Source organism: Brevibacillus fulvus, from assembly GCF_016908525.1.
In the GTDB taxonomy this organism is placed as follows: Bacteria; Bacillota; Bacilli; order Brevibacillales; family Brevibacillaceae; genus Brevibacillus_G; species Brevibacillus_G fulvus.
This window is the reverse complement of sequence record NZ_JAFBEB010000012.1, coordinates 39,480-60,359: the sequence shown is the minus strand read 5'-3', so window position 1 is coordinate 60,359 and position 20,880 is coordinate 39,480. Positions and strand designations below refer to the sequence as shown.

Annotated in this window: 22 protein-coding genes; 20 read left to right on the top strand and 2 right to left on the bottom strand. The window is 49.5% G+C overall.

From position 1 onward, the window contains the following. The first annotated feature begins 18 nt into the window (after positions 1-18). From JOD01_RS15365 to JOD01_RS15335, 7 genes are read left to right on the top strand one after another with little or no spacing between them, the layout of a single operon-like run. Positions 19-798, top strand: a complete 780-nt coding sequence (locus tag JOD01_RS15365; RefSeq protein WP_204519196.1) for an AAC(3) family N-acetyltransferase — start codon at positions 19-21, stop codon at positions 796-798. Between the two features lie 33 nt (positions 799-831). Next, the gene (locus JOD01_RS15360) at positions 832-2,115 is read left to right on the top strand and encodes a DUF4910 domain-containing protein (RefSeq protein ID WP_204519195.1); all 1,284 of its coding nucleotides are present in this window, start codon (positions 832-834) and stop codon (positions 2,113-2,115) included. 40 nt (positions 2,116-2,155) lie between these two features. Next, complete coding sequence (locus tag JOD01_RS15355; protein WP_204519194.1) at positions 2,156-2,389, top strand: acyl carrier protein; 234 nt, start codon at positions 2,156-2,158, stop codon at positions 2,387-2,389. After that, entirely contained in the window at positions 2,389-3,132 is a 744-nt protein-coding gene (locus JOD01_RS15350) for an SDR family NAD(P)-dependent oxidoreductase (protein ID WP_239565486.1), read from the top strand. The genes JOD01_RS15355 and JOD01_RS15350 overlap by 1 nt, the downstream gene beginning before the upstream one ends. After that, entirely contained in the window at positions 3,129-4,526 is a 1,398-nt protein-coding gene (locus JOD01_RS15345; RefSeq protein ID WP_204519193.1) for an AMP-binding protein, read from the top strand. Before JOD01_RS15350 ends, JOD01_RS15345 begins: the two co-directional genes overlap by 4 nt. A gap of 4 nt (positions 4,527-4,530) precedes the next feature. Next, complete coding sequence (locus JOD01_RS15340) at positions 4,531-5,595, top strand: LuxE/PaaK family acyltransferase (RefSeq protein WP_204519192.1); 1,065 nt, start codon at positions 4,531-4,533, stop codon at positions 5,593-5,595. A 15-nt stretch (positions 5,596-5,610) separates the two neighbouring features. Beyond that, the gene (locus JOD01_RS15335; RefSeq protein ID WP_204519191.1) at positions 5,611-6,843 is read left to right on the top strand and encodes an acyl-CoA reductase; all 1,233 of its coding nucleotides are present in this window, start codon (positions 5,611-5,613) and stop codon (positions 6,841-6,843) included. A 77-nt stretch (positions 6,844-6,920) separates the two neighbouring features. Here the strand turns inward: JOD01_RS15335 and JOD01_RS15330 are convergent, their stop codons facing one another. Further along, positions 6,921-7,124: a polyribonucleotide nucleotidyltransferase gene (locus JOD01_RS15330; RefSeq protein WP_204519190.1), complete on the bottom strand. Its 204-nt coding sequence runs from the start codon at positions 7,122-7,124 to the stop codon at positions 6,921-6,923. Positions 7,125-7,298: 174 nt separating this feature from the next. On the opposite strand from JOD01_RS15330, the gene JOD01_RS15325 reads away from it, so the two are divergent. The 5 genes from JOD01_RS15325 (at position 7,299) to JOD01_RS15305 (ending at position 11,082) form a co-directional block, all read left to right on the top strand. After that, a complete protein-coding gene (locus JOD01_RS15325; RefSeq protein ID WP_204519189.1) occupies positions 7,299-8,114 on the top strand; it encodes a motility protein A in 816 nt (271 codons plus the stop codon). Continuing rightward, positions 8,104-8,883 (top strand): OmpA/MotB family protein, encoded by a 780-nt coding sequence (locus JOD01_RS15320; protein WP_204519188.1) that lies wholly within the window; start codon positions 8,104-8,106, stop codon positions 8,881-8,883. The genes JOD01_RS15325 and JOD01_RS15320 overlap by 11 nt, the downstream gene beginning before the upstream one ends. A 304-nt stretch (positions 8,884-9,187) precedes the next feature. Further along, entirely contained in the window at positions 9,188-10,033 is an 846-nt protein-coding gene (locus JOD01_RS15315) for a basic amino acid ABC transporter substrate-binding protein (protein WP_204519187.1), read from the top strand. An 84-nt stretch (positions 10,034-10,117) separates the two neighbouring features. Continuing rightward, on the top strand, positions 10,118-10,792 hold the full coding sequence (locus JOD01_RS15310) for an amino acid ABC transporter permease (RefSeq protein WP_204519186.1): 675 nt from the start codon (positions 10,118-10,120) through the stop codon (positions 10,790-10,792). Between the two features lie 92 nt (positions 10,793-10,884). Beyond that, positions 10,885-11,082 carry a cold shock domain-containing protein gene (locus JOD01_RS15305; protein WP_204519185.1) on the top strand — a complete coding sequence of 66 codons (198 nt, stop codon included), beginning with the start codon at positions 10,885-10,887 and terminating at the stop codon, positions 11,080-11,082. 80 nt (positions 11,083-11,162) lie between these two features. Here JOD01_RS15305 and JOD01_RS15300 read toward each other — a convergent pair whose 3' ends face one another. Beyond that, positions 11,163-12,236 (bottom strand): HD-GYP domain-containing protein, encoded by a 1,074-nt coding sequence (locus tag JOD01_RS15300; protein ID WP_204519184.1) that lies wholly within the window; start codon positions 12,234-12,236, stop codon positions 11,163-11,165. A 148-nt stretch (positions 12,237-12,384) separates the two neighbouring features. On the opposite strand from JOD01_RS15300, the gene hpf reads away from it, so the two are divergent. From hpf to JOD01_RS15260, 8 genes are all read left to right on the top strand, one after another. Continuing rightward, positions 12,385-12,933, top strand: a complete 549-nt coding sequence (gene hpf, locus JOD01_RS15295; RefSeq protein ID WP_204519183.1) for a ribosome hibernation-promoting factor, HPF/YfiA family — start codon at positions 12,385-12,387, stop codon at positions 12,931-12,933. 156 nt (positions 12,934-13,089) lie between these two features. After that, complete coding sequence (gene secA2 / locus JOD01_RS15290; protein WP_204519182.1) at positions 13,090-15,609, top strand: accessory Sec system translocase SecA2; 2,520 nt, start codon at positions 13,090-13,092, stop codon at positions 15,607-15,609. 157 nt (positions 15,610-15,766) lie between these two features. Then, positions 15,767-16,886 (top strand): peptide chain release factor 2 gene (prfB, locus tag JOD01_RS15285; RefSeq protein WP_204519181.1). Its coding sequence is split into 2 segments (ribosomal slippage): positions 15,767-15,847 and positions 15,849-16,886, totalling 1,119 coding nucleotides; the frame shifts between segments, so codons are not numbered across the junction. 26 nt (positions 16,887-16,912) lie between these two features. Beyond that, entirely contained in the window at positions 16,913-17,188 is a 276-nt protein-coding gene (locus tag JOD01_RS15280; RefSeq protein WP_204519180.1) for a YciI family protein, read from the top strand. Positions 17,189-17,270: 82 nt separating this feature from the next. After that, on the top strand, positions 17,271-17,672 hold the full coding sequence (gene cccB / locus JOD01_RS15275) for a cytochrome c551 (protein WP_204519179.1): 402 nt from the start codon (positions 17,271-17,273) through the stop codon (positions 17,670-17,672). Between the two features lie 156 nt (positions 17,673-17,828). Then, positions 17,829-18,866, top strand: a complete 1,038-nt coding sequence (argC, locus tag JOD01_RS15270) for an N-acetyl-gamma-glutamyl-phosphate reductase (protein WP_204519178.1) — start codon at positions 17,829-17,831, stop codon at positions 18,864-18,866. Positions 18,867-18,879: 13 nt separating this feature from the next. Further along, complete coding sequence (argB, locus tag JOD01_RS15265; protein ID WP_204519177.1) at positions 18,880-19,689, top strand: acetylglutamate kinase; 810 nt, start codon at positions 18,880-18,882, stop codon at positions 19,687-19,689. Continuing rightward, positions 19,686-20,873: an aspartate aminotransferase family protein gene (locus JOD01_RS15260; protein ID WP_204519176.1), complete on the top strand. Its 1,188-nt coding sequence runs from the start codon at positions 19,686-19,688 to the stop codon at positions 20,871-20,873. The genes argB and JOD01_RS15260 overlap by 4 nt, the downstream gene beginning before the upstream one ends. Positions 20,874-20,880 lie beyond the last annotated feature (7 nt).

Sequence of the window (20,880 nt, the reverse complement as noted above, 5' to 3'; positions counted from 1 at the left end):
TGGGCTGAGGGGAATGCCATGGACACGAGCTATGTAAGTTACAAAGAGATTGTGGATCAACTGCCCATTTCAAGCGGAGACATCGTTCTTGTCGGCTCTGACATTACCAGATTGGCAGTCGAAGCGTACCGGCATCAAGAGAAGTTTGACGGCAATCTGTTAATTGACCAGTTGCTGGAGAGAGTCGGTTCAGCAGGTACGGTACTGTTTCCTGCTTATAACTGGTCGTTTTGCTCGGGGCAACCGTTTGACATCAGGCAAACGCCGTCGCAAGTGGGTGCGTTATCCAACCTGGCATTGAAACGGCCGGATTTCAAACGAACCAGACACCCCATCTATTCTTTTGCGGTCTGGGGAAAACATCAGGCAGAATTGGTCGCCATGCAAAACAAAAGTGCGTTCGGCGAAGATTCTCCGTTTGCCTTTTTACATAATCACCACGGTAAAATGCTTATTATCGGATTGGATTTTCAACGTTCCTTTACCTTTGTGCATTATGTAGAAGAACAAGCCGCTGTTGACTATCGCTACATGAAAGAATTTACCGCTCCTTATGTGGAGGAAAATGGCGTTTCCGAATTGCGAACTTACGCCATGTTCGTTCGTGACATTGAAAGAGGTGTCAGAACAACGATTGCCGGAATGGGCGACATTCTCGATCAAACGGGAATCTCCACTGTGCAATCTTTTAATGGGGTTGAGTTTCGGGTGGTTGATTTGGCGGGAGCCTATCAAGCGATCGAGAGCGACATCCGCCACAATGGGGCGAAAAATCTGTACTCCATCGCTCTTTCGTAAAGTCAAGACTAACGAACAGGCAGGTCTATTTTTATGCAAAATGAACCAGGTCAATCCATGTATCAGTTAATGCAGCGCCTTTTTCCCATTTGCAGAAGCATAACCGGCAATGGGGTGCGTGAGTCGCTCGCGATTATTAAAGAAATAATTCCTCTGAATATTTACGAAGTGCCGACCGGAACAAAGGTGTTCGATTGGGAAGTTCCGCGGGAATGGAATATCAACGATGCGTATGTGCTGGATGAAGACGGCCGCAAAGTGATTGATTTTCAGCAAAATAATCTGCATGTGATGGGGTATTCCGTGCCCGTCAATGAAAAGATGCCGCTGGCCGAACTGCAGAAGCATCTGTATTCGCTGAAGGAACAGCCCGAAGCGATTCCTTATATTACCTCTTATTATAAAGAGCGCTGGGGATTTTGCATCTCGGAAAAACAGCGAGAGCAATTGAAAGACGGAATGTATCATGTGGTCATTGACAGCAGCTTGACAGAAGGCAGTTTGACCTACGGCGAATTGATTATCCCCGGGGAGTCTGAAAAAGAAATCTTTTTGTCTACCTATATTTGTCATCCATCGATGGCCAACAACGAACTGTCCGGACCGGTCGTCGCTACTTATTTAAGCGAGTGGTTGCTTCGTCAACCGAGACGGTATACCTATCGGATCGTATTTATTCCGGAAACGATCGGTTCGATCACCTATTTGAGCCGAAATCTCGCGCAGATGAAGCAAAACATCATTGCCGGTTTCAATATCACCTGTGTCGGGGATGAACGCGCCGTTTCCTATTTGCCGACCCGCTATGGAAATACGCTGGCCGACAAGGTGGCATTGAATGTATTGAAGTTCAGGCATCCAGACTTTGTCCGCTACACATACCTTGACCGCGGAAGTGACGAAAGGCAATACTGCAGTCCGGGCGTCGATTTGCCGGTGGCCAGCCTGATGCGAACAAAATACGGGGTATATCCCGAGTATCATACATCACTGGATAACCTGGAGCTTGTCACCCCGGCAGGATTGCAAGGCAGCTTTGAATTGCTTCAAGAATGCATTGAAGCGCTTGAAGCCAATCGGAAATATCGCGTTACTTGTCTGGGAGAACCGCAGTTGGGCAAACGCGGCCTTTACCCGACATTGAGTACAAAGGAATCTGGCAAATTGGTTCGGGATATGATGAACTTTATTGCTTATGCCGATGGTTCCAACGATTTGATCGAGATCAGCAACCTGATCGGCGTGCCTGTGCGTACATTGCATCCTTTTATTACCAGCTTGGTGGATAACGGTTTGCTGGAAGTCGTGGACGAGTAACCCTTTTGCAATGATTAGCGAACGTAAAGGAGAATGAACCATGGAAGAGAAATTGAGAAATATTTTTGCGACAGCGTTGGATATTCCGGCGGAAAAAGTAGTGGATGACTTGGAGTTTAACAGCATTCCCGAATGGGATTCTATTGGCCATCTTGCGTTGATTGCCGCATTGGACGAAGCGTTTGGCATCATGATGGAGACGGAGGATGTCATTGATCTGAGCAGTTTTAAAAAGGCAAAAGAGATTCTGGCGAAGTACGGGGTAGAGGCGTAATGCTGCTGGAAGGAAAAATCGCATGGGTGACGGGAGCATCGCGCGGAATTGGCAAAGCGATTGCGATTGAGCTTGCCGCACAAGGCGCCGAACTTGTTCTCGCGGCCAGAAGCGAAGAGCATTTGGCGGAAACTGCCGAGCAAATTCGCGCCAAAACAGGTCGTGAGCCGTTCTTGTTGGGGTACGATGTTGCCGATTTGTCCGGTATCAAGCAGGCCTTTGTTCATTTTCAAGGCAAATACAAGCAATTGGACATTTTGGTCAACAATGCGGGGGTCATGGAAGATGCGCTGTTGCCGATGGTTACGCAAGCGCAATTCCAAAACACGATGAACGTGAATGTGCAAGCCGCCATTTTTCATATGCAATATGCGGCCCGCTTGATGATGAGAAAAAAAAGCGGCTCGATTATTAATATCAGCTCGATTATGGGACAAGTCGGAAACGCCGGACAAGTTGTCTATGCCGCCAGCAAAGCGGCTGTCGTCGGGGCGACGCGGTCAGCTTCGAAAGAACTGGCGCCGTTGAATATTCGGGTAAACGCCGTTGCGCCCGGTTTTATTGAAACGGATTTGACCAACCAGCTTTCCTCGCAAAAATACGCGGAAAAAGTGAACGGGATCAAAATGGGCAGGGTTGGTACGGCCGAAGAAGTCGCCAAAGTCGTTTTATTTCTCAGCAGCGATTGGTCCTCTTATGTAACCGGACAGGTGATCGGGGTGGACGGAGGGATGATCGTATGAGTTTTTGGCTGCTGCAGCACGATCAGGGGCGGCCGGCGCTTATTGACGAAACGTCGGGCAACCGCTTTTCATACGGCGAGTTGGCTGCCTGCGTTCAACAATTTGCCCGTCAATGGCCGAGTTCTGAAGGGAAAAAGCTGGGTTTTATTTTGTGCAGAAATGAGTGGGAACCGATTGTTGCCTATCTGGCCAGTCTTCAAGCCGGTCATGCGGTTTCATTGTTGAGTGATTCCATTCACCCTGATTTGCTGCAGGTCTTGCTTGAGCAATACAAGCCCGATTGGATATTTGCCCCGAACGAAATCGGTTTGGACGCGACATATGAAAGAGCCAACCTTTCGGAACGGTATACGATGTGGAATCGGCTGTCTTCAGAGCAGAGCAAAACGGGTATTCATGAACAGTTGGCGGTCTTGCTGTCCACCTCGGGGACGACCGGCAGTCCCAAATTGGTGCGTCTTTCTCACCGCAATATTCAGGCGAACGCCGAATCAATCGCTCAATATTTGGGGCTCACACCGCTTGAAAGACCGATTACCACGCTGCCCATGCAATATTCGTACGGACTTTCCGTCATTAACAGCCATTTGCAGGCGGGAGCAACCCTATTGCTGACGAATCATAGTGTTACCAACAAGCAATTCTGGGACTTTTTCCGGGCGCATGAGGCGACGTCGCTCGCCGGCGTTCCTTTTATTTATCAGTTGTTTGAACGATTGCGGCTGCAAAATCTTGATTTGCCGTCATTGCGCACGCTGACGCAAGCAGGGGGAAGATTGGACACCCGCTTGGTCAAGCATTTTCACCAACTGGCAAGGGAAAAGCAATGGCGATTTTTTGTGATGTATGGCCAGACGGAAGCGACCGCACGCATGAGTTATGTACCATATGAACAGTTGGACGGCAAGGAAGATTCGATCGGAATGGCCATCCCGCAAGGCAAGCTTAGCATTGATGAAGCGACGGGTGAATTGATCTACCACGGTCCAAATGTGATGATGGGATACGCGAACAATCGGGATGATCTGCAAAAGGCGGATGAATTGCATGGTGTGCTGCACACAGGCGACTTGGCCAAACAGGATGCCGATGGCTATTTTTATATTACCGGCCGGCTGAAACGATTTATCAAGCTGTTTGGATTGCGAATCAATTTGGACGAGGTTGAGCGGGCGCTGGAATCGACTGTTCCCGTACAGGTCGTTTGTGTGGGCAATGATCAGAAACTGGTCATCGTCTTGGAAGACGAACAGTACAGTCAGCAAGTGAAGCAAGCGGCGATCGAGATGTTCCAATTGCACGCATCAGGTATCCAGGTTCAGGTTGTTCCATCCATCATTCGTACACCCGCAGGAAAGGTTGATTACCCCAAAATGGCAGAAAGGGTGATGTGACCGTATGGACGTATTTTTTAACCATGTCTATGATCTGGATCAACAGAAGAAACGCGATTACTTGCTGAAAGAATTGAATCAAACGATCGCCTGGCATTATGCCAACAGCAGCCCATACCAAAAACTGCTCGACACGCTGGGGTTGCATAAAGAAGAGTTTAATCGTCTGGACGAGCTGCCAATGCTGCCTGTCCAATTGTTCAAACTTGCTGATCTTTATACGGGGCCGCGTGAACAGATTATCAAAGTGCTGACATCCAGCGGCACAACTTCCCAGCAAGTTTCCAAGATTCATCTCGATCGGGAAACCTCCCTTTACCAAACAAAGGCGCTCGTTTCCATTGTCAGTTCCTTTATCGGTTCGCAACGGTTGCCGATGATTATTCTCGATACAAAATCGGTTTTGTCGAAGCGAAGTTCGTTTAATGCCAGAGGAGCGGGGATTCTCGGCTTTTCCAATTTCGGACGCGATCATCTGTACCTGTTGGATGACGATTACAACATCAAATGGGACGAACTGGAACAATTCAGGGCAAAGCATCAAGGGGAAAAGATATTGTTGTTCGGGTTCACCTTCGTGATCTGGAAGTATGTTTACCAAGCCGTTTTGGCGCAAAACAAAACGTTTGATTTCGGCGACAGCATCTTGTTCCACGGGGGCGGCTGGAAAAAGTTGGCCGATGAACAGGTGGACAATTACAAATTTAACGAATTGCTTCGTAAACAATTGGGGATACGTTCTGTGCATAACTACTACGGCATGGTCGAGCAAGTCGGGTCCATTTTCATGGAGTGTGAGCAAGGATACATGCATGCGCCCAGCTTTTCCGAGGTCATCATTCGTGATCCGGTCAGTTTGGAGGTTCTCCCGGCAGGCAGGGAAGGTCTTGTGGAAGTGATCAGCGTTTTGCCGAAAAGCTATCCCGGCAACGTCTTGTTAACCGAAGATTTAGGCACGGTGTTTGGAACAGATACGTGCAATTGCGGGCGAAAGGGAACTTTCTTTTCGATAAAAGGGCGGTTGCCCGCGGCTGAGCTGAGAGGCTGCAGCGATGTTTACGCAAATTAGGAAGGGGGGACAAACGTGCTGCTATTACTCAATCAACAAGATCCGACGTGGAAAGAGCGGCTCGCGGACAAAGTAAGCCAGTCTTTGCTGAAACCGTTTGATGAGTCCATTTTGCAATTTTTACATGAGTTGTCCAAAACCATCTTGCGTGACAAAACGATGCGGCTCTATCCGGAATTGATGGCAATGGCTCATTGGCTTCGTCCTGTCCATTTAAAGGAAATTCAGCAGCAGTATGCACGCTTGGAAAAAGCGGATACGATTCTTCTGCCCAGGGGAGTTGTTCTGCATTTTGCTCCTTCCAATGTCGATACCATCTTCATTTATTCCTGGGTTCTTTCCATGCTCGTAGGCAATATCAACATTGTCCGACTGTCGCAAAATCGCGGTCCGCAGATCGAAGTTTTGCTGTCGCTCTTGCAGCGATTGCTGGAGAAAGACGAGTATGCCGCGATCAAAAGCCGTACAGTAATCGTCAGCTACGACCATAATGAGGCGATTACCGCCTATCTGTCTTCGTTGTGCCAAATGCGAGTCATTTGGGGCGGAGACGAAACTGTCAAACGAATTCGTTCCATTCCGCTGCCTCCGGCGGCAACCGAAATGGTGTTTGCGGATCGGTTTTCCTGCGCCGCGCTGTCTGCCGAAGCCGTGTTGGAACTGGAAGACAAACCGTTACAGGAATTGCTCCGGAATTTTTACAATGACGCTTTTTGGTTTGATCAATTGGCCTGTTCCTCTCCCAAACTGGTTTGCTGGGTCGGAGCCAAGGAAGAACGTATCGTTGCGGCCAAGGATAAATTTTGGCGCGGCTTGCAACAAATCATTCCGGAAAACAGTCCGCTGAAAATACCGGCGGTAGGGATCAAGCGGATGACGGCTGCTTATCATTACGCCACTCTGCCAGCCGCACTGCAGGCGTCTGTATCGGGAACGGAACTCCCTGCGCGTGTTCAAATCGCTCGGCTTGAGCCGGAAATGAGGGAGATGCATTGCGGGGCCGGGCTGTTTCTGGAATTGCATGCCGGATCACTGTCGGAGTTGGCTGAACAGTTAACGCTGAAAGACCAAACGCTGACTGTATTCGGTTTTGCGAAAACAGAGTTGGTTCAATTTGTCCGGTCTGCTCCAAGACGAAGTGTTGACCGAATTGTTCCAATCGGGCAAGCATTGGATTTTTCCCCCGTGTGGGACGGGTACAATTTGCTGCAATATTTTTCTCGGGAAGTTGCAGTGAACGTATTATAACCAGCGAGCAGAAAAAACGCAGATCGCCTCACCACCTGTCTTCCTTGAATCAGGTGTCGGGCGATCTTTTCCTTGCCTTACGCTTTGATGTCAATCAGGTTTCCTGAAGTCGGATGGGGCGCCTGGACAGCGTTCTGAATGCTGGCTTGCGTTTCAGCAAAATTTTGCAGCATAACGGTTGCTTCCGCAGCTTGCATTGAATTGGCCGATTTGAGCATATTCAGGCTTAAAGTTTGCTGCAGCTGTGTGACTTGCATGCTCATGCCACTGAAGAAATCCATTCGTTTCACCTCCTTTATGCTTGATGAGAGTTTACTTTCCTTTATCGACAATGCTGGAAATTCCTTTTACTACTAAATAGATTCGTTGCTCGTTTCTCTCTTTTCTCTGCTATAATGTTACTATTCAAATTCGACAAATTTTTTGTTTTGATCCAAAAGTAGGCAGGTGACCGTATGCTTTCAAGTAAGAGAAGATCGCTTCTCCTGATCGGAGCGGTGATCATCATTGTGGTGCACGCTGTATACCAAAATGGCAATATAGCAGAGCTGTTCAATCTGGCAGCGATTGAGCTGGTCGCCTTGGCGATCATTATTTCGTATGCGATCAAACGGAAACACCTCCAGCTGCGCGCGTTGGTCCGCCTGTTGATCCACGGAAATCAGGGGAATCTGGAAGAAACAATCAAACGTTTCTATTATTATGCCTTGGTGCAAAAAGAGCAGGGAGCTCTTACGCTGGAAAAAGAATTGGAGAAAGAGTCGGACTCGTTTGTCCGCCGCGGCAGTTTGTTGGCTCTGGAGGGCGTGCCGGAAGATGAACTGCGGCTGATTCTGGAAAACGAGCTGAAAGGAGAGCAGTATCGCTATCAGCAGATGGGCGGGTTCTTCCGGTTGATCAGCTTGCTTGCGCCCGGAATGGGTCTGGTCGGCACGTTGCTGGGGATGACCGGCGTATTGAAGACGTTATCCGATTTTACGTTGACGGGGCAAAATTTGAGTTCAGCGGTCGTGGCTACGCTCTACGGCGCTTTGCTGGCCAATTTGTTGGCCTTGCCTTGCTATTATCGGTTGATGGATATTTATGACCAGCAGATGTTTGAAAAAAAGCTGTTCATCGAAGGGTGCATTGGTCTGCAACGGATGGAAACGCCGCGCATTTTGTTTGAGAAGCTCAACTCATTTTTGCCAAGCGATCAAAAGCTGGTATTGATCAAGGAAGCGGGCAGCCGCAAAGGAACGATCGAAAGGCAGGCCAATTATGCAGGATGATCGGATGTATGACGAGAAAGAACTGGAAAAGAGCTGGCTGATCAGTTACAGCGACCTGTTTACTCTGCTTTTTGTGATCATCGTGATCGTGGCCGCCGCGCACAGTTCGCGCTTGAGCGCCCAAATGGAAAATGTGAAAAAGGCGGAGGCAGCCCAGCAGGAGTCAATGAAAACGGCCATCGCAAGCAAAGAAATCCTCGATCTGCAAAAGCTGCAGCTGCAGCGGGAAGTGGCGCAGTTGGAAGCGAAACGCGATGCGTTGGTGTCCATGGGCAGCCAGCCGCAGACGGCTGCACAAGAGCAGCAGACGGAGGATACCGCCCCCTTGGCATCGGAGACGGTAAAAGGACAGTTGGCGGAAGCGCTGAAGACGATGAATGTGCCTTTTACAGAGACGGAAGAGGGGATTTCCATCCGATTGGCGGAGAACGTTACGTTTTCCAGCGGTTCCGCTGAGCTAAAGGAAGAGGGAGCCCAGCAGATCGATGCCATCGCCACTGTTCTGCAGCGCTTTGAACAACCGGTTCGCATAGAAGGTCACACGGATGATCAGCCGATTGTGCACAGTTCTTATCCGTCCAATTGGGAATTGTCCGGAGCGCGGGCGTTTGCCGTAATGCGGCGTCTGGTCGATCATGACGGATTGCCTGCCGCACGATTTGTTGTGGCGGGGTTGGGCGATTCAAAACCGTTGGTGGATAACTCCAATGAGGAGAATCGGGCGCTCAACCGACGGGTAGAGATAATCATCGTGACGCGTGAACCATAATATTTTTTTGGAAAATCCTTTCTTTTTAGAAAGGATTTTTATTTGATTAAGGAGAATATTCACTCAATAATAGTATTATCGGAATAATCTTCCTATTGCGTTTGGCCTGGGCAAGCGGGGAGGTTGACCGATTTATCCACAGTTCGACATTTCTCCACAGGATTAGCAGGGAACAACCTGTGGATAATGTGAATAACTCTGTGGAGAACGCATATTTCCAGTCTGTTCTCTGTGGATATTTATGGGGAAAAAGATTTGGGGATGCGTGAAAGTAGAGAAAAGAGACTGTTAAGGGGGTAGTTGGATGAAACTGGGGAAAAAGTGGTTAGGTGCTTTCACATTGACAGTTGGTCTTGGTATCTTGTTGGCAGGATGCGGTTCAGCAGGCAGCGGGCAATCGGCACCGGCTGGCGGGACCGATACAGCCGCAAGCAATCAGGCCTCGACGGCAACTACGGCAACAACAGCGGCAGCAGATAAGGTGTATCAGGTGGGTACTGATGCAGCTTACCCGCCGTTTGAGAAAATGGAGGGCGACAAACTTACCGGCTTTGACATGGATGTGATCCAGGCGGTGGCCGATGCGGCCGGGATTAAGGTCGAACTGAAACATACCGGATGGGACCCGCTGTTTAACGGCATCGATACGGGTACGGTTGATATCGGTATTTCAGCCATCACAATTACGGACGAGCGCAAACAGAAATATGATTTTAGCGAACCTTATTTTGAAGCGACACAACTGATCATGGTGCCGGAAGATTCCACTGTGCAGAAACTGGCCGATCTGCAAGGCAAAAGAATCGGGGTTCAGTCGGCGACAACCGGCGAGCAAGTCGTGAAAAAAGCGTTTGGTGACACATACGATGGTTTGAAAGGTTATGACGATACGCCTTCAGCCGTGGACGAACTGTTCAACGGACGGGTAGACGCTGTGGTTGCGGACAATGCCGTGCTGCAAGATTATGTAAAAAAATTGACCGACAAAAAGTTCAAGTTGATTAAAGATGATTCGTTTGAAACTGAAAATTACGGAATAATGGTCAAAAAGGGAAATGCCGAACTTTTGGGAAAAATTAACGAAGGCCTGAATAAGATTAAAGAAAACGGAAAATTGCAAGAAATCCATAAACAGTACTTCGGCGAATAATTGACGGATTGATCGCAAGGCGGGTACGTCGATCGGCGTACCCTTTTCCATTCGATCGCGATATCCAAGAAAGGAGGCACTCGTATGGATTGGGGAGTTATTGCCAAATATGAAGACTTATTGGTCAGATGCCTTTTCAACACGATCTTGCTGACAGTCGTCGCCACAATTTGCGGAACGATTCTTGGCCTGTTTATCGGCTTGGGAAAAATGTCGAAAAATCCCTTGTGGAAAGTGCCATCATCAGTTTATGTCGAATTATTCCGCGGAACACCGATGTTTGTGCAAATTTTGTTGATTCACTTTGCCTTTATTCCATCGATCTGGAATGCGGTGTTTCCCGATGCGGAGATTCCCGGCCCGCTGTTTTCCGGATTTGTGGCTTTGTCGTTGAATGCGGCGGCATACATTGCCGAGATTTTCCGCGCGGGGATTCAGTCGATTGATCCTGGCCAGATGGAAGCAGCGCGTTCGCTGGGCATGAAGACAAGCCTGGCGATGCGGCTGATTGTTTTGCCGCAGGCGTTTCTGCGGATGCTGCCGGCGCTGGGAAATGAGTTTATTGCCTTGCTGAAAGACTCGTCGCTATTGGCGGTCATTGCCACAGAGGAACTGGGTTATTTTGCATTCAGCGTAGCCAAGAATACTTTTGAACGTTATCCGCCATACTTAACTACAGCGGCTATTTATTTAGTCTTGACCTTGTTTCTTTCCCGTGTGGTCGTCAGAGGTCTGGAAAGGCGCTTTTCACCAAAATAGGGTGAATTTGACTTTCAAATAGCCGTAAGCTATATTCGACTCATGGGAGCCTATCTCATACAGTTTGCAAAAAGAAAGGAATGTATTTTCGCATGCAGGGTAAAGTAAAATGGTTTAATGCAGAAAAAGGTTACGGTTTTATCGAAAGGGAAGACGGTGGGGATGTATTTGTTCATTTTTCCGCTATTCAGACAGATGGATTTAAAACGTTAGAAGAAGGTCAATCCGTGGAATTTGACATCGTTGACGGCGATCGCGGCCCGCAAGCAGCAAACGTGGTCAAGCTGTAAGCGGAAGCGCTTTCCTATAGCTGAATGTGCATGGACCCTTATTGCCGAGGTATCGTTTTCGGCAATAAGGGTTTTTTTGTTTACGAGCGGGTCAACTGTTCAATGATCAGCGAGCGCTCTATCCGCAAGTCGACGTATTCTTCGCCGATCCGTACCAAAGGGCGCAGCGGCTCGTCTTTGTGGATCATCACGACTTCCGCTTGTTCTCCGTTGCTCAAGATCGCTTCCGCGCCAATATAAAATTGGAGAATGTAGTGGATGAACGGGGTGACAATCTCTGGATTCAACTGACCTTGAAAGGTGAGTTGAGAAACCGTTTTGGCCGCTTCAAACGGAGACAGCCGTTTTCTGTAAACGCGGTCGGCACTCAATGCATCAAAAACATCGGCTACACTGAGAATTTGCACGTAATAAGGAATATCGGGCTCCTTGCGTCCTTCCGGGTAGCCGGAACCGTCCAAACGTTCGTGATGAAGCAAAGTGCCGGACAAAATGGTCTCGTCCGTTATCCCGGAGGCTCGCAGCAAGTGAACACCCCACGTCGTATGCTGCTTCATAATCTCAAATTCGTCATCGGTCAACTTGCCTGCTTTTAACAAGATCTCGCTTGGCACCAGCATTTTGCCGACATCGTGCAACAGACCGGTTTGTCCGATCAAAATCACTTCTTCCTGCGGAAATTTTAGCAATTTTGCGATCAGCGCGGCCAAAAGCCCGACATTGACAGAATGCCGGTATGTATAATCATCAGCGCCTTCAATTTCATGAAGGAGATGCAAAAAGCCGACTTTTTCCAAAACATTGTCCATCAGCGGATAAAAGTATTTAATCAGCTCGATCAGCGATGGGACGGGTCCCTGCGAGAATTGCTGAAATAGTTCTTTTGTTTGCTGCAAAGCGTGTACGTATTGTTTGCCTGCTTCTCCATAATTTTTTTCGATGGCATGCTGTGAAAAGACAGAGGAATATCTCTCAGCAGAGTATTCTTTTGTTCGCAAAATGGAAACGCGTTCAACCTTGTGCGTCAACAGCAAAGTAATGTTTGCGTCATCCAGCAGCGTTCCTGACGGAAGCAGCAGCAGGCCGAAATTATTATGGACATCCTCGGCTAATATTTTGCCAGCAAGAGAATACTCAATCGAAACCGTTTCCATTTAATTACACCCCTCCATTTTAATCTAGCAGAGATGTAAAAATTTGTCGAGTTTTCGTTATGTATTAAGTTTTTGTAAAACGGTTGGCAGGATTATTCAGAGGAGCAGAGAATAATTATAGGCATAGACGGGAAGGAGGTTTGAAACCATGAAATTGAACATTCGTGGGGAGAACATTCAGATTACCGAAGCACTTCGAGATTACGTTGAGAAGAAAGTTGGCCGTCTAGACCGATATTTTGACAATCCGGTCCCGACAGAGGTTCAGGTAACACTGCGTGTCCTGCGGGGAGAAGGAACAATTGAGGTAACAATTCCGCTGCCCAACGTATTGATGCGAGCGGAGGCGACAGATTCTGACATGTACGCCGCAATTGATTTGGTCGTGGAAAAACTGGAGCGTCAAATTCGGAAACACAAAACAAAGCTCAGCCGCAAAATGCGGATGGCTGCCGGCAACAAGGTAGCGATTCGCGACGCTGAACCTGTCACCGTGATCGATCAGGATGAGGATGTGGAAATCGACATCGTTCGCATCAAACGCTTCAATCTGAAACCGATGGATGCGGAAGAAGCGGTGCTGCAAATGGATATGCTGGGACATAACTTTTTTGTCTATCAGAATAGCGAAACGAACCAAGTAAACGTGGTATATCGTAGAAATGATGGCAGATATGGATTAATTGAGCCAGAGTGATCCTGTCTTGGGAAATAATTTTTACGGGGAGTTGTCGATAAGGCGGCTCCCTTTGCTTGTGTTTGTCAATAGTCTTTTGCTAAAATAGGTTTTTAGATATACTGCATTGATAGCCAGATGGTATTCCCCCAGGGGAACTGTGGAAGGGGTGTCCCAATGTTAGGGATTGTAAAAAAAATATTTGGTGATAGTAACGAACGAGAAGTTAAAAAAATGTTCAAGCGGGTAGAGAAAATCAATGCGCTTGAGCCGGAAATTGCCGCTTTGACCGATGAACAGCTAAAGCAAAAGACTGCAGAATTTAAAGAACGTTTGGCGCAAGGAGCCAAGCTGGATGATATTTTGAACGAAGCGTTTGCCGTGGTGCGTGAATCCTCCAAACGTGTACTGGGCATGCGCCATTTTGATGTTCAGTTGATCGGCGGGATGGTTCTTCAGGAAGGACGCATCGCTGAAATGAAAACAGGGGAAGGGAAAACCCTTGTTGCCACTTTGGCCACCTATCTGAATGCACTGCAGGGGAAAGGCGTGCATGTCGTCACAGTTAACGAATACCTGGCCGAACGTGACTCCAAAATCATGGGTGAGTTATACAATTTTTTGGGGCTGACCGTTGGTCTGAACAAGCATGGCTTGTCCGCCGAGGAAAAACGTGCTGCGTATCAATGTGATATCACGTACGGGACGAATAACGAGTTTGGGTTTGACTACTTGCGCGACAACATGGTGCTCTACAAAGAGCAGATGGTACAGCGCCCGCTTTATTTTGCGATCATTGACGAAGTGGACAGCATTTTGATTGACGAAGCCCGGACGCCTTTGATTATTTCCGGTTCCGCCAATCGTTCTACCGAGCTTTACTACATCTGCGCCCATTTCGTGAAACGGCTGGAAGCGGAAACCGATTATACCATCGATGAAAAACTGAAAATCGTTTCGCTGACAGATGAAGGGGTGTCAAAGGTTGAAAAAGCATTCAACATTGACAACCTGTACGATACGGCTCATTTGACCTTGAACCACCATATTACGTCTGCTCTGAAGGCGCAGGTGCTGTTCAAGAAAGACGTCGATTATGTTGTGCAAAACGGCGAAGTTATCATCGTCGATGAATTTACCGGCCGGTTGATGGTGGGGCGTCGTTACAGTGACGGGCTTCATCAGGCGATTGAAGCAAAAGAAGGGTTGAAGGTGCAAAGCGAGAGTATGACGCTGGCAACGATCACCCTGCAAAACTATTTCCGGATGTACAAAAAGCTGGCCGGGATGACAGGTACGGCGAAAACGGAAGAAGAAGAATTCAAGAAAATTTACGGATTGGACGTAGTGGTGATCCCAACCAATCGCCCGGTTATTCGTCAAGACTTGCCGGACTTGATCTATAAAACCGAGGCGGCCAAATATCGCGCTGTTGTCCAGGATATCGTCGAACGTCATAAAAAAGGGCAACCGGTCTTGGTAGGGACGATCTCCATCGAAAACTCCGAGCGGCTGTCCCAGATGCTCAAACAAAAAGGCGTGCCCCACAATGTGCTGAACGCCAAACATCACGAACGGGAAGCGGAAATTGTTGCACGCGCCGGTCAGTATGGCGCCGTGACGATTGCCACCAACATGGCGGGACGCGGTACCGACATTCAACTTGGAGAAGGCGTGGCAGAACTGGGCGGTCTGCATATTTTAGGGACGGAACGGCATGAGAGCCGCCGGATTGACAATCAGCTGCGCGGACGTGCCGGCCGTCAAGGGGACCCCGGGTCATCGCAATTTTTCCTGTCGCTGCAGGATGAATTGATGCGTCGCTTTGGTGCAGAAAATATCATGAACATGATGGATCGTTTGGGCATGGAAGAGGATATGCCGATTGAAAGCCGCCTTGTCTCGCGCGCTGTCGAATCTGCGCAAAAACGGGTGGAAGGCAGCAACTTTGATGCTCGTAAAGTCGTGCTGCAGTATGACGACGTGATGAATCAGCAGCGGGAAGTCATCTACAAACAGCGTCGCCATGTGCTGGAAGAGGAAAACTTGCGCGATGTTGTAATCAATATGATTTTCAGCGTGATCGAGCGAAATGTCGCTTCCTTCTGTCCGAAAGAAGAAGTACCGGAAGAATGGGATCTGCAAGGATTGGTCGACATCGCCAACAACACCTATCTGCGTGAGGAAATTCAACTGTCGGCGCTGAAGGGCAAGGAAGCCGAAGAGATTGTTGAATTGCTCAAAGCGGAAGTGGAACGGCAGTATCAACAACGTGAAGAGGAATTCGGGCATAATATGCGCGAATTTGAGAAAGTGGTCGTGCTTCGTTCCGTCGACAGCAAATGGATGGATCATATCGATGCGATGGAACAACTGCGTCAAGGGATTCATTTGCGTGCTTATGGCCAAACCGATCCGTTGCGTGAATACCAGTTTGAAGGCTTTGAAATGTTCCAGAACATGATCGCCAACATTGAAGAAGAAGTGGCGATGTATATCATGAAGGCGGAAATCAGCCAAAACCTGGAGCGTCAGGAAGTCATCAAAGGACAAGGTGATGGGACTCCGGCGGTAAATACCTCGGGACCATCGGAACGCCCGGTCAGCTCAACCTCCGGTGACGCCGATCCGAAAAATCGGGCGCAACGGCGGGCACAAAATCAAGAGAAAAAGCGGCAGCAAAAGAAAAACAGCTAATGAGGCAATTCCTTGGCAAACACCTGTCCTCCGCATACGGAAGAGCGGGTGTTTTGTCTTTTTGCCCGCTTTTCGCCTGATGTTGATGGCTTGCGCTCGAGTGAAAATAAGCTACAATGATTAAATAGCAAACACTATCGAAAAAGGTGGTTTTTTCATGGCTTTAATTGACTTTGCGGATGTCAAGCAAGAGATGTCCAGCATGGCTAAGCGTTTAGCAGATATTAGGGGGTCTCTTTGACTTACCTGTCAAGCAGGAACGAATTGGCGAATTGGAAGAACGCATGCTCGCCCCTGATTTCTGGGATGACAATGAAGCGGCGCAGCGAACGATCAGCGAGCTGAACGCGTTGAAGTCATCGGTAGACACGATGAAAAAGTTGGATCAGGCCTACGAAGATTTGCAGATCATGCTTGATTTGGCGATCGAGGAGGAAGATGCCTCGCTCATCCCTGATCTTTACGAAGGTGCGCAAGCATTGAAAAAGGAATTTGAAAGCTTTGAACTGGAATTGCTGTTAAGCGATCAGTACGACAAAAATAATGCCATCCTGGAGCTTCACCCCGGAGCCGGCGGTACAGAATCGCAGGACTGGGCGTCCATGCTGTTGAGAATGTATAACCGCTGGGCAGAAGCGAAAGGCTTCAAGGTGGAAACGCTCGACTACCTGCCGGGAGATGAAGCGGGGATCAAAAGCGTTACATTGTTAATCAAGGGCCATAATGCCTACGGTTATTTGAAGTCGGAAAAAGGGGTGCACAGACTTGTCCGCATCTCCCCGTTTGACGCATCCGGTCGCCGTCACACCTCGTTTGTCTCCTGCAACGTCCTGCCGGAAATCGATGATGATACCCAGGTGGACATTCGCACGGAAGACTTGAAGATTGACACGTATCGCTCCAGCGGCGCCGGTGGCCAGCATATTAACACGACGGATTCCGCGGTTCGGATTACCCACTTGCCGACCGGGATTGTCGTCACATGCCAAACAGAGCGGTCCCAGATCAAAAACCGGGAGCGGGCAATGAAAATGTTGACCGCTCGCCTGTTTGAACGAAAACGGGAAGAACAGGAGAAAACGCTGGCAGCCATCCAGGGTGAGCAAAAAGATATCGCCTGGGGCAGCCAGATCCGTTCCTATGTGTTCCATCCGTATAGTTTGGTCAAAGATCACCGGACCAATGTGGAAGTAGGGAATGTGCAAGCGGTGATGGACGGAGAAATTGACGTGTTCATCGATGCCTATTTACGTTCGCAAATCAACGAAGACAAATAGAGCGTTTCGGGAAGGGAGCAAGCTGCATGCTGTATGCTGCGCTGTTGACAATCATTGATCAAGAGTTGAATGCAAAAGTACGACCGGCCCATCTGGAGTATGTGGATCAGCTGTTTCGAGCGGGGAAGGTCGTCATGGCTGGTCCGTTTACCGACAAACAGGGCGGCATGGTAATTTACAAGGCAGACAGCATGGCGGAAGCGCAGGCGTTGGCCGAAGCCGATCCGGTGGTCAAGGAAGGCGCGCGAACGCTGGAGTTGCGGGAGTGGAGCCCGTTGGAGCTGCCGCTCGCTAACGGATAGACGGGTGCGGCCAAGGGGAATAAACTGGGCGTGTTGAGGGATACTTAACGGAGAAACCAATCACCTTTAAGGAGGAAACAGCATGAAGCGTTTTCCGCTCTATCTGGTGGCCGGCGCCATGGTTATCCTGTTAAGTGCTTGCGGCCAAGGTGGACAGCAAACCCAACCTCCCGCAAATAACAACAACAATGCGAATGCGCCAGCCGGAAACGGCAATGCAACAACACCGCCCTCCACAGCGCCGGCTGGGGGAGGCAATTATGACGCAGCCCAGGCGGAGGCTTTGTTTAAAAACAATTGTTCCAGTTGCCACGGGCAAAACCTTGAGGGGGCAGTCGGGCCTAACTTGCAACAAGTCGGATCAAGGTACAGCAAAGATGACATTTTGGGGATTTTGCAAAATGGTAAAGGGGCAATGCCCGGCGGTCTCGTTTCAGGTGACGATGCGCAAACGATCGCTTCCTGGCTGGCGGACAAAAAATAACGGTTTCAAACAAAAGCAGTTGATTTCGCAATTCAAGCGAGATCAGCTGCTTTTTTTGTCCGGACAGCCGTTTTCCGCTTTTTCTTTACAAAAAGATTGTAATTTGTTTGAATGTTTATTAATATCTATGTATAAAAATTCAATGGAGAGTGACTTATGATTCGTGTTGGCATCGTAGGGGCAACGGGATACAGCGGGGTGGAATTAATCAGACTGTTGGCAAACCATCCGCATGTGGCGGTTCATCGTTTGTATTCAAGCTCTGCGGAAGGAGAGGCGTTGGCAGGGGTATTTCCTCATTTGCACCAGGTACAGCTCCCCTCGCTGGAAGCGATTGATCCGCAGCAGATGGCAGACGATAACGATCTGATCTTTCTCGCCACTCCTGCGGGAATTAGCGCCAAATTGACGCCGCAACTGGTGAACCGGACCCGTGTAATTGACTTGTCAGGAGATCTTCGCCTCAAGTCGGCGCAGCTTTATCAGCAGTGGTACAAAAAAGAGCCGGCTGAGGGGGGGCTGCTGGAAGAAGCGGTTTACGGCTTGCCGGAATGGAATCGCCAGAAGATTGCATCCGCTCGCTTAATCGCAAATCCAGGCTGTTATCCAACCGCTAGCTTGCTGGGATTGCTGCCTTTGGCCGAGACCGGGCTGGCGGACATGCGCAGTTGGATTATCGATGCGAAATCGGGAGTGTCAGGAGCCGGCCGCTCCGTCTCGCTTGGCGTGCATTTCAGTGAAGTAAACGAGAGCGTCTCAGCCTACAAGGTCGGCAAGCATCAGCATACGCCGGAAATTGAACAAGAGCTGAGCAAGATAAGCGGGGAGGAAGCGCTGATTCAGTTTACGCCCCATTTGATACCGATGACGCGCGGCATTCTTGTGACCGCATACGGGCGGCTGCGCTCTTCGATTGACGCCGAACAATTGCAGGCGTTGTACGAGAAGGCATATGAGCAGGAACCGTTTGTCCGCGTCCGCAAACCAGGCAGCCATCCGCGCACAAAAGAGGTATATGGTTCCAATTACTGCGACATCGCTGTACATCATGACCCGCGCACAGATCGGGTGATTATCCTGTCTGTCATTGACAATGTGATGAAGGGAGCGGCTGGCCAAGCTGTGCAAAATATGAACTTGATGTTTGGATTCGCCGAAACGGCCGGTCTGACTCAATTGCCTGTTTTTCCGTAAAGGGGGAAGAGCCATGAAGTCGCGTATTGTGATCAAATGCGGAGGGAGTACGATGGATCAGCTGCCTCCGGAGTTTTTTCAGACGATTGCCCAAATTCAAGCAAAAGGGGCGGAACTGATCATTGTCCATGGCGGTGGTCCGGCAATCAACGCCCGGTTGAAACAGCTGAATATTGAACCGCAGTTTGCCGATGGGCTGCGCGTTACCTGTGCGCAAACGATAGAAGTGGTGGAAATGGTATTGGCAGGAACGATCAACAAGCAACTGGTGCGAGCATTGTTGTCGGCTGGTGCCTCGGCGCTGGGAATCAGCGGTATGGATGGGAGGATGCTGGTTGCCAGACAAACAGCGCAGCCGATCGGCCTGGTTGGTGAAATCGAGCAAGTAAATCCGGAGCCGATTTTTCATGCTTTGTCGGGCGGATATATACCAGTGATCGCGCCATTGGGATTAACTGCATTGGCCGACCAGGCGCTGAATCTTAATGCCGACACTGCCGCCGGCGCAATCGCGGCCCGAATTCGCGCGGAAAAGCTGCTGATGATTACCGATGTGCCAGGCATTCTGCAAGTTCGCAACGGCGAAAAACAGCGATTGGCGCATACGAATCCGATAGAGATCGAACGAATGATATCCACCGGTGAAATCCACGGCGGCATGATTCCCAAAGTAAGGGCAGCTTGTTCCGCGCTCGGGCAAGGTGTCAAGGAAGTCGTCATTTGTCAGGGAACCACAGCGGATTTGCTGGCAGCTGCCGCAGGCAATCCAGTGGGGACCTCCATTACCGCGGAAACCCCGATTACAGGAGGAGCGAAAAGATGAAAACAGAAGCTGCTGTTACCCATTTGATGAATAACTATTCAAGATGGCCGATTCACTTGGTGAAAGGAAAAGGCAACAAAGTTTGGGACAAAGACGGGAAGGAGTATCTTGACTTTACTTCCGGCATCGGCGTCAACTCGCTGGGGCATGTGCACGATGCGGTGACTCGGCAACTGCATCAACAGTTGGATACGCTTTGGCATTGTTCCAATCTGGTCCATGTTCCCCAACAGGAGCAGCTGGCGGAGAAATTGGCTCAGCTGTCGGGATTGGACCGGGTGTTCTTTTGCAACAGCGGGGCGGAGGCAAACGAAGCGATGATCAAGATCGCCCGCCGCTACGCGCAAAAAGTGAAACAGGAAAATCGCTTTGAAGTCATTACCTTTCAGCAATCATTCCATGGCCGAACGCTCGCTACATTAACCGCAACCGGACAAGAAAAAGTAAAAGACGGCTTTGCGCCTTTGCCGGAAGGGTTTATCACCGTTCCTTACAATGATATCGAGGCGGTGCGCTCGGTGCTCTCGGACAGAACTTGTGCGGTTATGCTGGAACTGGTGCAGGGAGAAGGGGGCGTTCACCCGGCCGATCCGGAGTGGGTGAAACAATTGCGGCAACTTTGCGATCAGCAAGGGATACTGCTGTTGGTTGATGAGATTCAGACGGGAATTGGCCGCACCGGCAGCTGGTTTTGTTATCAACAGTACGGCATCAAGCCCGACGTCATCTCCATGGCCAAAGCGTTGGGCAACGGTTTTCCCATTGGCGCGATTGCCGCTAGCGAAACCGTAGCGCAAGCCTTTTCCCCCGGTACGCACGGAACGACCTTTGGCGGCAATCCGTTGGCTGTGACAGCCGGATTGGCTACACTGACAGCAATGGAACAAGAAAATGCGATTGCCAAGGTAAAGGAACTGCATCAGTTGATCATCGAGCGTTTGCAAGCGTTGCAAGCGGCTGTGCCCGATTTGGTGCCGGCGATCCGCGGCAAAGGACTGATGTTAGGAATTCAGCTGACCGTCCCGGTTGATGCAATTTTGGCGGAAGCGCGCAACAAAGGGCTATTGCTGCTGCAAGCGGGACCGCAAGTCATTCGGTTGCTGCCATCCTTCATCACCACAAAAGCGGAGATCGACCAAATGGCGGAGATACTCGAGGAGGTTATTTTAGGAGCGAACGGCTGAAGCCGCT